This is a genomic window from Pseudomonas sp. BIGb0381, assembly GCF_024809815.1.
Lineage (GTDB): Bacteria > Pseudomonadota > Gammaproteobacteria > Pseudomonadales > Pseudomonadaceae > Aquipseudomonas.
In genome coordinates, this window is record NZ_JANUEN010000003.1 from 46,883 (window position 1) to 59,305 (window position 12,423).

8 protein-coding genes are annotated in these 12,423 nt (G+C 60.2%); 6 read left to right on the forward strand and 2 right to left on the reverse strand.

The features are described 5' to 3' along the window. Window positions 1–33: 33 nt before the first annotated feature. From M2397_RS10260 to guaA, 3 genes are all read left to right on the forward strand, one after another. Window positions 34–582, forward strand: coding sequence for a sugar ABC transporter ATPase (locus tag M2397_RS10260; protein ID WP_065924854.1), 549 nt, complete (start codon window positions 34–36; stop codon window positions 580–582). Window positions 583–686: 104 nt separating this feature from the next. Next, window positions 687–2,156: an IMP dehydrogenase gene (gene guaB, locus M2397_RS10265; protein ID WP_131697981.1), complete on the forward strand. Its 1,470-nt coding sequence runs from the start codon at window positions 687–689 to the stop codon at window positions 2,154–2,156. Window positions 2,157–2,237: 81 nt separating this feature from the next. Further along, complete coding sequence (guaA, locus tag M2397_RS10270) at window positions 2,238–3,815, forward strand: glutamine-hydrolyzing GMP synthase (RefSeq protein WP_131697980.1); 1,578 nt, start codon at window positions 2,238–2,240, stop codon at window positions 3,813–3,815. A gap of 70 nt (window positions 3,816–3,885) precedes the next feature. Here guaA and M2397_RS10275 read toward each other — a convergent pair whose 3' ends face one another. After that, the gene (locus M2397_RS10275) at window positions 3,886–6,945 is read right to left on the reverse strand and encodes a membrane-targeted effector domain-containing toxin (RefSeq protein ID WP_259242865.1); all 3,060 of its coding nucleotides are present in this window, start codon (window positions 6,943–6,945) and stop codon (window positions 3,886–3,888) included. A 65-nt stretch (window positions 6,946–7,010) separates the two neighbouring features. Next, complete coding sequence (gene treR / locus M2397_RS10280) at window positions 7,011–7,715, reverse strand: trehalose operon repressor (protein ID WP_131697972.1); 705 nt, start codon at window positions 7,713–7,715, stop codon at window positions 7,011–7,013. Between the two features lie 238 nt (window positions 7,716–7,953). On the opposite strand from treR, the gene treP reads away from it, so the two are divergent. The 3 genes from treP to M2397_RS10295 are packed head-to-tail and all read left to right on the forward strand — an operon-like array spanning window position 7,954 to window position 12,374. Next, on the forward strand, window positions 7,954–9,396 hold the full coding sequence (gene treP, locus M2397_RS10285; RefSeq protein WP_131697971.1) for a PTS system trehalose-specific EIIBC component: 1,443 nt from the start codon (window positions 7,954–7,956) through the stop codon (window positions 9,394–9,396). A 56-nt stretch (window positions 9,397–9,452) separates the two neighbouring features. Beyond that, window positions 9,453–11,099 carry an alpha,alpha-phosphotrehalase gene (gene treC, locus M2397_RS10290; protein ID WP_131697970.1) on the forward strand — a complete coding sequence of 549 codons (1,647 nt, stop codon included), beginning with the start codon at window positions 9,453–9,455 and terminating at the stop codon, window positions 11,097–11,099. 54 nt (window positions 11,100–11,153) lie between these two features. Next, the gene (locus tag M2397_RS10295) at window positions 11,154–12,374 is read left to right on the forward strand and encodes a carbohydrate porin (protein WP_145338396.1); all 1,221 of its coding nucleotides are present in this window, start codon (window positions 11,154–11,156) and stop codon (window positions 12,372–12,374) included. Window positions 12,375–12,423: the final 49 nt, after the last annotated feature.

The following is a 12,423-nucleotide window of genomic DNA, read 5'->3' on the forward strand; positions in this document are numbered from 1 at the left end:
CGATGACGCCAGAAGCCACACCGCAGGACTCCCATGAATTCCCAAAGCATCCTTGTCCCGAAAATCTCCACCTTGCCCGTCCACGAGCCCCGCGCCCGGGCCATCGTGCGCTGGCTGGTGCGCAAGAACATCATCAAGGAAGAACTGACCACCTGTGGCCGTACCGGCAACCGCATGGCCTACGCCCTGGCCGACGGCGCCCGCGCCGTGGTGCTGCACCCCGAAGCGCTGCCGTTCAACGAGCCGGTCAACGGCTTGGAGATCATCTACAAGCGCTGCATCTACACCCCGGCCAAGGGTTTTCTCGAAGAAGCCGGGTGCCCGGAATGCCTCAAGGAAGTCGGCGAGGCGCTGTTCGAAAGCCTGGAAGACTGGATGCCCGGCCACACCGACAACTTCACCTGCCCGCTGTGTGGGCATGAAGATGACATCAACGGTTTCCTGTTTCTGCAGGCGTGCGGGTTTTCCAACCTGGGGTTCATCTTCAACAACTGGGCGGAGGCGGGGTTCAAGCAGAGCTTTATCGACGAATTCGCCGATTGGCTGGACCAGAAGATCAGTTGGGTCAAAGTCGAGCTGTAGTCCTTCTATCACTATTCCCAAATATGTCAGAGTTTTACATTGAGACCTGGGGGGTGTCTGAGTATAATGGCGCGCTTCCATTTTCCCGCTCGGGAGCCCCCGCGATGCTGCGTATCAGCCAAGAAGCTCTGACATTCGACGACATTCTCCTAGTGCCCGGTTATTCCGAGGTGCTTCCTAACGAAGTCAGTCTCAAGACCCGCCTAACCCGTGGCATCGAGCTGAATATTCCCCTGGTTTCCGCTGCCATGGACACCGTCACTGAAGCCCGTTTGGCAATCGCCATGGCTCAGGAAGGCGGCATCGGCATCATCCACAAGAACATGACCATCGAGCAGCAAGCTGCCGAAGTGCGCAAGGTCAAGCGTTACGAAGCCGGTGTGGTGAAAGATCCGATCACCATCGAAGCCGACGCTACCGTGCGTGATCTGTTCGACCTGACCCGCCTGCACAACATCTCCGGCGTTCCGGTACTGCACGATGGCGACCTGGTCGGCATTGTCACTTCCCGTGACGTGCGTTTCGAGAACCGTCTTGAAGTCACTGTCCGCGAAGTGATGACGCCTAAAGAGCGCCTCGTGACTGTCATGGAAGGCGCCGACAAGAACGATGTGCGCGAACTGCTGCACAAGCACCGCATCGAGCGCGTGCTGATCGTCGACGACAAATTCGCCCTCAAGGGCATGATGACCGTCAACGACATCGAAAAAGCCAAAGCTTACCCGCTGGCCAGCAAGGACGATCAAGGTCGTCTGCGCGTCGGCGCTGCGGTCGGTACCGGTAAAGACACCGGTGACCGTGTAGCGGCCCTGGTTGCGGCCGGTGTTGACGTGGTGGTGGTCGACACCGCCCACGGTCACTCCAAAGGCGTGATCGACCGCGTTCGCTGGGTCAAGCAGAACTTCCCTGACGTGCAGGTGATCGGCGGCAACATTGCTACCGGCGCTGCCGCCAAGGCCCTGGCCGAAGCCGGCGCTGATGCGGTCAAGGTCGGTATCGGCCCCGGCTCGATCTGCACCACGCGTATCGTCGCTGGTGTGGGCGTGCCGCAAATCAGCGCCATCGCCAACGTCGCCGCCGCCCTTGAAGGCACCGGCGTGCCGTTGATCGCCGACGGCGGCATCCGTTTCTCCGGTGACCTGTCCAAGGCCATCGTTGCCGGTGCTTCCTGCGTGATGATGGGCTCGATGTTCGCCGGTACTGAAGAAGCGCCGGGCGAGATCGAACTGTTCCAGGGCCGTTCCTACAAGGCTTACCGCGGCATGGGTTCGCTGGGCGCCATGTCCCAGGCACAAGGCTCTTCCGACCGTTACTTCCAGGACTCCTCGGCAGGCGCCGAGAAGCTCGTACCGGAAGGCATCGAAGGCCGTGTGCCGTACAAGGGCACCCTGAGCGCCATCATCCATCAACTGATGGGCGGCCTGCGTTCCTCGATGGGCTACACCGGCAGCGCCGACATCGAAGAAATGCGCACCAAGCCAGAGTTCGTACGGATCACCGGCGCCGGCATGGCTGAATCCCATGTCCACGACGTGCAGATCACCAAGGAAGCGCCAAACTACCGCGTAGGTTGAGGCTTCCAGCAAAACGTTAAGTAACCGGGGCTGTTCTTTCAGCCCCGAGTTGTTTCTGATTCATTAGACGAGACTGACTTCATGGCCCTCGACATTCACGCCCACCGCATCCTGATCCTCGACTTCGGTTCCCAGTACACCCAGCTGATCGCCCGCCGCGTGCGTGAAATCGGCGTGTACTGCGAACTGCACCCGTTCGACATGGATGACGAAGCGATCCGCGAATTCGCACCGAAAGGCGTCATCCTCGCCGGTGGCCCCGAGTCCGTGCACGAAGCCAACAGCCCGCGTTGCCCGCAAGCCGTGTTTGACCTGGGCGTGCCGGTCTTCGGTATCTGCTACGGCATGCAGACCATGGCCGAGCAACTGGGCGGCAAGGTTGAAGGTTCCGAGCTGCGTGAATTCGGTTATGCCCGTGTCGACGTGGTCGGCAAAAGCCGCCTGCTGGACGGCATCGAAGACCACATCGACGCCGACGGCCTGTTCGGTCTCGATGTATGGATGAGCCACGGTGACAAGGTCACCAGGATGCCGGAAGACTTCCACATCCTGGCCAGCACCCCAAGCTGCCCGATCGCCGGCATGTTCAACGATGAGCGCGGCTACTACGGCGTGCAGTTCCACCCGGAAGTGACCCACACCAAGCAAGGCGGGCGCATCCTGTCGCGCTTCATCCTCGACATCTGCGAGTGTGAAGCCCTGTGGACCCCATCGAAAATCGCTGAAGACGCCATCGCCAACGTGCGCGCCCAGGTCGGCACCGACAACGTGCTGCTCGGCCTGTCCGGCGGCGTTGACTCCTCCGTGGTCGCGGCACTGCTGCACAAGGCCATCGGCGACCAACTGACCTGCGTTTTCGTCGACAACGGCCTGCTGCGCCTGCACGAAGGCGAGCAAGTGATGGCCATGTTCGCCGAGAACATGGGCGTCAAGGTGATCCGCGCCAACGCCGAAGAGCAGTTCCTGAACAACCTGGCCGGCGAGTCCGACCCGGAGAAGAAGCGCAAGATCATCGGTCGCACTTTCATCGACGTATTCGATGCCCAGTCCAACAAACTGGACAACATCAAGTACCTCGCCCAAGGCACCATCTACCCCGACGTGATCGAGTCGGCCGGCGCCAAGAGCGGCAAGGCCCACGTGATCAAGTCCCACCACAACGTGGGTGGTCTGCCTGAGGAAATGAACCTCAAGCTGGTAGAACCACTGCGCGAACTGTTCAAGGACGAAGTCCGCCGCCTGGGCCTGGAACTCGGCCTGCCGTACGACATGGTCTACCGCCACCCATTCCCAGGCCCGGGCCTGGGCGTGCGCATCCTCGGTGAAGTGAAGAAGGAATACGCCGACCTGCTGCGTCGTGCCGACCACATCTTCATCGAAGAACTGCGCAAGGCCGACTGGTACCACAAGGTCAGCCAGGCCTTCGTGGTGTTCCAGCCGGTGAAATCGGTTGGCGTGGTCGGCGATGGCCGTCGTTACGCCTGGGTCGTGGCCCTGCGTGCCGTGGAAACCATCGACTTCATGACCGCCCGTTGGGCGCACCTGCCGTACGAACTGCTGGAAACCGTCAGCGGCCGTATCATCAATGAAATCGAAGGTATTTCGCGCGTTACTTATGACGTGTCGAGCAAGCCGCCGGCGACGATTGAGTGGGAATAAGCAAAGCGAGCCTGAATGGCCTGCGTTGAGTGAGAAAAAAACCTGGCCTCGGCCAGGTTTTTATTGCCTATCAAGCTGGAAGCCGGCTTTGCAGACTCATGCCCATATTGGTAAGGGCGCTGGACAGCTTTTCCAGCGTGGGGAACCCTATGTCATGCACGCCTGCCCAGGCCGGTCGATCGATGTAAAAGCTGCCGTCGGCCAGCCGATGGATGGGGGTCGCAACGATGCCCCTGTCTCTGCTGTGATGCCGCAAGGTGTAGTTGCCCTGGTTCTCGTCGATCAAGTACATGCCTTTGCGAAACAGCAGTCGCTGCTGTTGCTCCAGCGTCCTGAGCACCGGCGGCGCTTCCACTTGTACTCGCAGGTCGGCATGCAAGGTGTCGAAGCTATCCCCGACGCTTTCAGGGGAGGGGGCATTGTCGCGATCAATGTCGATGCCGGGGTCAAGGCGCACGTCGTTACCTTGCCCGGGAAGCACCTCTTCGATACGCAGCCCGATGCCACCTTCCAGTTCACTGACACCCGCGAAGCCATTGAAGGTGTTGATGTTTCTCGCGTTGGTCAGGACCAGCCATTTACCGCCGCTGTTCAAGGTTCTATCGGCTTGGATAAGGGTGTGCGCGAGGTAATTGCTCGTCACTTGCTCGGTAAGATCGGCGATGGGGTTGGGGTATTTGTAATGGGCTGCGCAGTCGATAGCCTGCACGCGTATGCCGTTGGCCCTGGCGGTCTTGACCAGTTCCAGTTCGTTGAGTTGCCCGGATGGATCGGTGCCCAGCTTGCCAAGGTAGCTTTCCAGGTCGTCGGACATTTCGCCGGTCTGGAAATAGTGGTTCAGATCATCCTGTGCGAAGTCGTTGAGCAGGCGACGCATATACAGGGTTTTCACGCCCTTGCGCGCAAAGAGCGGCATGTTGTGGATCACCAGGCGGGTGCTGGTGATGCGGTCCAGGGTTTCGCCGATGACGTAGCCCGGTAGGTCTTCGGGCAGGCGTTCGAGGACGTCTTCGAAGGCCGTTGTCGGTTCAAACGCGGGAATGTCCGGACGAGGAGGCAGGCGGGTCCAGGACAGTTCCTTGTAGAAGTCTTGCGCCGATTGCAGCAGTTTGCGGTGCGTTTCGCCGAAGTAGTAGGTGAAGCGGTCAATGCGGCCGAAGCGGCTGTGAACATGGGTTTCAGTGAGGCCCATTGCCCAGCGTTTCACTTCCGGGCGGGTTGATGGCGGGGTATCGAAGGGGGTGGTCACCCTGCGCAGTGCGTGAGATGGCGTGGCCATCGCTTGCGGCGGTGGTGGGACTTGCGAGGGTGCCGGCCTGCGGGCGCTTTTGCTGGAGTTTCCCCCGCCGCCTTTCAAGCCGTTGCTGTCGGTCACACGCTCCCATTCGTTGAACTCGTTCAGGCGCACCGGCAGCGCGCCGGAAAAGCCATGGGGGTTGTTCGGGTCGACAATCGTCCAATAACCACGGCCGTTGGGGTTGGCTTCGTAGCGCACGTAATAGGCTTGATCATTCATCAGGATGGCTTGCTGTGGCATGCCGTCGGAAGTCCGCAGGCTATAGACCTGCTGGAACTTTCCGGGGGCGGTATCCAGGTGTTCTCCTTCCAGTATCAGGTTGGTCTGGTAGGCGGCGGGTACCGCCGGCGCAGGCATCGGCGCTGCGCTGGTGGGCTCTGTGGCCGGCATTGACCCAATGGGCTCCACCGCGACGGTGTCGGCCGCTTCGGCGATATCGTGCACGACCCCGTCGGCTTTCAACAGTGCGAGGTTAAACAGTGTGTCGATGGCACTCAGAATCGCATCCAGCTCCCCGGCACGGCGTTCGGCCAGGGTTTTGCCGTTGATCGCCTGGTCGATATTCAGGCCCAGATTGGCCACGCTGGCGCCTACCACCACCAAGGCCACCGGCCAGCCCGCCACCGCCATCGGGCCGAAGGTTTTGCCAAAGGCGTTCAGGTAGCCGATCCAGAGTTTCTTGCGCAGGTCGCCATTGCTGCGCAGGGAGAAGTCTGCATCGTTGTGCATGCGTGTCTGGCTCGATTGTGCCAGCCACGTAAAGGCGTCGTGTTCGATGGTTTGGTCGGTTTGATTGATCAGGTGGTGATCCCAGGTGCCCCAGTCGATAAACAGCTGGTCGAGTTGGTGGCCCAGGCCCTTGTCCACCCAGTCCGGCGGCAGGGTACCCGCCAGGGCCTGGGCGGTGCGATAGATCAGCACGGGGGTGAGCAGCATCTGCTTCCAGGTTACGGCGTCGGTATCGTCCTGCTGGATCTGCGCCGACAGCGGGAAGTGAGCCATGAAGCGGGCGCGGTTATCCGGGTGGCTGGTCTGGTTCAGCAGCCAGAAATGCAGGTCGGCCGGGGTCTCGAAGCAGTGGAAGGCCTGAGACTCGCCCGGTACATAAAGGATTTGCCGTCCATCGCCGTCGACGATGCGCAGGGTATCCGTGGCGATATGTCCGCCGATATCCAGCGCCGCCACGCGCAGCCCGCTGGCTGAAGTGACCTCGGCTTGCAGGTTGGACAGGGTTGGGGGCCAGGACAGATTGCTGGCTAGGGCCTGAAGCACTGTGTGCAACTGCGACTCGGTGAGATGCCCGGCCTGTCGCGCTTGCAGGGCCTGGGCCAGGCAGTTGACCTTGGCCAGGGTGCGGAAGTCGTCGAAGTGAACGCTCCAGAATGTCTCCATGTGTGTGGTGTAGCGGTCGCTGAAATTGATCGCCCAGAAGTCTTTGAGCACCGCGCTGGCGGACAACTGCACTTGGTTATGCTGATCGAACAACCGCGCCTCGGCACCCTCGCGATAAAAACCACCATCACCGTCGAGCAGGTCGGCATTGTCCTGGTCGTGCACCTCGAAGCGGTGAATGACCAACTGCGTCAGCGTCATCGACTCCTGGGGTTTTTCATTGTGGCTCCAGCCCGTAAAGGTTGCCGGGTCACCGACACCACCGTTGAAGCGGTGCCAGTACACCTGATCGGGATCCAGGCCCTCCAGGCCGTGCCTGGCGAGAATTTCACGGGCGGCCTCAATGGCCATCGTCTGCATATTCGGGCAGGCATCCAGCACCACCGGGGCCAGGGCGCGAAGTTTTTGCTGGGCTGCGGGGGACGTGTCGGTCAGCGGCATGCTGCTCTCCTTAAGGGGGAAGAGCCGAGCATGCCAAGCCGTTTAGAGGGGCGGTGGGTAGATAGTTAGCGCCTGGCGATATCGGAGAAGTAAAACTTATCCAACGTATGCCGCGACTCGGTGTACTCGAACTGCCGCCCATCCTGCAGAAACGTCTGGTTGCTCACCACGATCACATGGCTTTGGCCATCGAGGTCCAGATGGGTCTGGTCGTCCTTGCTTCGCGGCAGTGCCTCGATGGTGCGCTGGGCGTAGCTGATCTGCAGTTGCAGCGTCTGTTCGATGAAGGCGTAGATCGACTGTTCGGCAATCGCCTGGTCCAGGCCGGGGATCAGGTCGGCGACGAAGTGGTTGATGTCGAGGATCACCCGTTTGCCGCCGATGCGCCGTACCCGTTTGATGCGTGTGATGAGGCTGCCGGGTTCGGCCTCGATGTGTTGCAACAGCGGGCCTTCCAGTGGGAGTTGAGTGAATTCGACCACTTCGGTGCGTACGTCATCGCCCAGGTCGGCGTGGGTTTCGTGGAAGCTGACGATGCCGCCGAGTTGGAACTCAATCGGGTTGGGCGAGAGCACGAAGGTGCCCTTGCCGTGGATCTTTTGCGCAAACCCACGTTCCTGCAACTGCTCGATGGCCCGACGCACGGTGCCTCGGCTGGCCTGGTAGCTGTCCATCAATTCGGTTTCGGAGGGCAGGCGCGTGCCGCGTTGCAGGCGTTCGGTGGTGATGCTGGCAAGCAGATCGGTATAGATCTGGTTGTATTTGCTCATGGATAGGGCTCTGTGCCGCGTTGGCGTTCAAGGCAGGAACCTTAGAGGCAGAGAGGGGCTTTGTCCATTAGACCCTTGGATTTGTGCGGCTTGCAGCGACGGGATGTCCTGTACGGAATAAACAAATCCAAACTCGTACAGACGAGTTGTTGCTTTAACTCGTCTGTACGAGTACTTTTGGCTTCGGCGTGCTGCCAATGACTGCCCCCAATAAAAAAAATCAAAGTGGAAACCAAGCATGAGCCACGACTATTCGAACATTGCCCGCGAGATCCTCGAGCACCTCGGGGGCAGCGACAACCTTGAGCAAGCTGCCCACTGCGTGACCCGCCTGCGCCTGGCGCTCAAGGATCCGAGCCTGGTCAACAACAGCGCGTTGAACCAGGTCGATCTGGTCAAGGGCTCATTCTTCACCGGCGGTTTGTTCCAGGTGGTGATCGGCCCCGGCGAAGTGGAAAAGGTCTACGCCGCCCTGCGCGAACAGACCGGCCTCGCCGCCGCCACCATCGCCGATGTGAAGAAGAAGGGCGCCGACAAGACCAATGCCATGCAGCGCCTGGTGCGGGTGTTCTCCGATGTGTTCATGCCTATCCTGCCCGCGCTGATCATTGCTGGCCTGCTGATGGGCATCAACAACCTGATGGGCGCCAAGGGCATGTTCATCGAGGGCCAGACGCTGCTGGAGGCGTATCCGAACCTGGATGGTCTGTGGAGCCTGATCAACCTGATGGCCAACACCTCGTTTGTGTTCCTGCCGGCGTTGGTGGGCTGGTCGGCGGCCAAGCGTTTTGGCGGCAGTGAAATTCTCGGCATTGTGCTCGGCCTGATGCTGGTGCATCCCGATCTGCTCAACGCCTGGAACTACGGCAAGGCGGTCGCCGGGCTCGACGGCCAGAGCCTGCCGTACTTCGATATTTTCGGCTGGTTCAAGATCGAGAAAGTCGGCTACCAGGGGCAGATCCTGCCGATCCTGATGGCGGCGTATGTGATGAGCGTCATCGAGAAATGGCTGCGCGCTCGCGTGCCCAACGCCATTCAATTGCTGGTCGTGCCGATCACTACCATCGTCGTCACCGGCGTGCTGGCGTTGGCGATCATCGGCCCGGTGACCCGTCACCTCGGCATCCTGATCACCGAAGGCGTGGTCACCCTGTTTGACCTGGCGCCGATGGTTGGCGGCGCGATTTTCGGCCTGCTGTACGCACCGCTGGTGATCACCGGCATGCACCACATGTTCCTCGCCGTCGACCTGCAACTGATCTCCACCCAGGGCGGCACGTTTATCTGGCCGATGATCGTCATGTCCAACCTGGCCCAGGGCAGCGCCGCGCTCGCGGTGTTCTACACCACCCGCAATGCGCGGGATAAAAGCATGGCCTCGACCTCAGCGATTTCCGCTTACTTCGGCATCACTGAACCGGCGATGTTCGGGGTGAACCTGCGCTTCAAGTTTCCGTTTTATGCGGCCCTGGTGGGCTCGGCGCTGGGCAGCATTTTCCTGTCGCTGAACAAGGTGCAGGCCTCGGCCATTGGGGTGGGGGGCTTGCCTGGGTTTATTTCGATCGTGCCGCAATCCATCTCGATGTTTGTGATCGGGATGGTCATCGCGATTGTCGTGCCGTTCGTACTGACCTGTGCGTTGAGCATGAAGATTGTTCGGCCCGGTTATCGCGTTGCCTGATCTACCGCTATCGGGGGCAAGTTGAACCGTTGCACCATTAATTGAAGGAACCCACCATGCAAGACTGGCAACACTCGGTGATCTACCAGATCTACCCCAAAAGCTTCCACAGCCACGCGGGTAACGCCACCGGTGACCTGCTGGGTATCGTGGACAAACTCGACTACCTCAAGTGGCTGGGCGTGGATTGCCTGTGGATCACACCGTTCCTGCGCTCGCCGCAACGGGACAACGGCTACGACATCAGCGACTACTACGCCATCGACCCCAGCTACGGAACCATGGCCGACTGCGACCTGTTGATCAGCGAAGCGGCCAAGCGCGGCATCAAGCTGATGCTCGACATTGTGGTCAACCACACGTCCATTGAGCATGAGTGGTTCCAGCAGGCGCGCAGCAGCCTCGACAACCCCTACCGCGACTTCTACATCTGGCGCGACCAGCCCAACAACTGGGAATCCAAGTTCGGCGGTTCGGCCTGGGAATACGAGGCGCAAACCGGCCAGTACTTCCTGCACTTGTTCGACCACACCCAGGCTGACCTCAATTGGGACAACCCCCAGGTGCGTGCCGAAGTATTCAAGTTGATGCGCTTCTGGCGTGACAAGGGCGTGGGCGGTTTCCGTCTGGATGTGATCAACCTGATCTCCAAGCCCGCCGATTTCCCCGAAGACAACAGTGACGGCCGCCGCTTCTACACCGACGGCCCGAACGTGCATGAATACCTGCAGGAGATGCACCGCGAAGTCTTTGAAGGCCATGACCTGATCAACGTCGGCGAGATGTCGTCCACCAGCCTGGAGCATTGCATTCGCTACTCGCGGCCGGAGTCGAAAGAGCTGTCGATGACCTTCAACTTTCATCACCTGAAAGTTGATTACCCGAACCTGCAAAAGTGGGTGAAGGCCGACTTCGACTTCCTGCAACTCAAGCAGATTTTTTCCGACTGGCAACTGGGTATGCAAGCCGGTGGCGGCTGGAATGCGCTGTTCTGGTGTAACCACGATCAGCCCCGGGTGGTCTCGCGGTTTGGTGACGACGGTGAGTACCGCGTGGTCTCGGCCAAGATGCTCGCCACCGCATTGCACTTCCTCCAGGGCACGCCGTTTGTGTATCAGGGCGAAGAGCTGGGCATGACCAATCCGGGCTTCGCCAGCATCGATCAGTACCGCGATGTGGAGACCCTGAACATCTTCCGCCTCAAGCGCGATGCCGGTGAATCCGAAGCGGCGAGCATGGCGGCGATCATGCAGAAGTCGCGCGACAACGGCCGCACGCCGATGCAGTGGAGCGCGCAACCCAATGCGGGCTTCAGCACCGGTGAGCCGTGGATCGGCATCCCGGCGAATGCCGCGCAGATCAACGTTGAACACCAACTCGATGATCCCGACTCCGTGCTGCATCACTACCGTGCGCTGATCGCCTTGCGTCGTCATGAACCGCTGATTCAAGCGGGTGTTTACCGCCAACTGCTGCAAGACCATCTGCAGGTCTGGGCGTACCTGCGTGAAGGCCACGGCGAGCGCTTGCTGGTGCTGAATAATTTCTACCGCCAGCCCTGTGAGATCCAACTGCCTGACGACGTGATCGGCGCGGCGACCGAGCAACGCCTGCTGATCAGCAATTACCCCGACTGCCCGCAACGCACGGCCACGGTCGTCTTGCGTCCCTACGAATCGTTCGTGCTGTATCTGAAGGACTAAACCCCGGGCGCAGGGTGCTTCAAAAAAAACATAATAAAAATATCGGAGTGCTTCATGAAAACAACAATAAAGCTGGGCCTCGTTGCCTCCTGCCTGAGCCTGCCATTCGGTGCGCAGGCCCTGGAATTTGCAGGTTACTTACGCAGCGGTGCGGGGACTTCAACGGGCAGTGGCAAGCAGCAATGTTTCCAACTGCCGGGGGCGCAAACCAAATACCGATTGGGCAACGAATGCGAGCAGTACGCCGAACTGGAACTGCGTCAGGACCTGCTGACCCTCGACGATGGCTCAGTGCTCAGCGTCGACGCCATGGCATCCCTCTACAACAAATACGACCGCGCCCTTAAATTCCAGGGCGAAGACAACGGTTCGGCGCGCATGCCGCAGATGTATGCGCAGTGGTCGAACCTGCCGGCCCTCAATGGCGGTTCGCTGTGGGCCGGTCGGCGCTACTACAAACGCAATGACATCCATATTTCCGACTTCTACTACTGGAACCAGAGCGCCACCGGTGGCGGTATTGAGGACGTGCTGATCGGCGACCTGAAATACAGCTACGCGCTCTCGCGCAAGGACAACCTGTACCAGAAGGAATACGCCACCCGTCACGACTTCAACGTGGCGGGCTTCAAGACCAACCCCGGCGGCGAGCTGGAGCTGGGCTTGAGCTATATCGAAAAGGCCGGCGGGCGCGACACCAACAGCGGTTGGGCGCTCACCGCGCAGCATGTGCAAAAACCCTTTCTGGGCGGCAAGAACAAATTCGCCCTGCAGTACGGCGAAGGTCCCGGCACCGGCCTGGGCTACACCGGCAATACCTTCCTGGATAACAGCAGCAAAAGTTATCGCGCCGTGGAGTTCTTCGACTGGCAAGTGACCCCGCGCTTTGGTGGGCAGATCGAAGCGGTGTACCAGAAGGATATTCGCCCCGGCAGCCAGGACCAGACCTGGATGTCCATCGGTGTTCGCCCTGCGTATGCGATCAGCGAACAATTCAAACTGGTCACCGAACTCGGGCACGATCAGGTCGATGCCACAGGCGGCACGCGCAAACTGAGCAAATTTACCTTCGCCCCGACCTGGTCGCCCAAGGGGCCGGATTTCTGGGCGCGGCCGGAAGTGCGGTTGTACTACACCTATGCGACCTGGAACGAAGCGGCCAAGCGTGCAGCGAATGAACTGGCGGCGGGCTCGGCGTTGTCCGACACCGGCGCCTATGGCACCGCGCGGCATGGGTCGAACGTTGGCGTGCAGGTTGAATACTGGTGGAAATAAGTCATCCGTGGGATAGGCATCCACCCAAGGATTTTTACAGAACAAAACA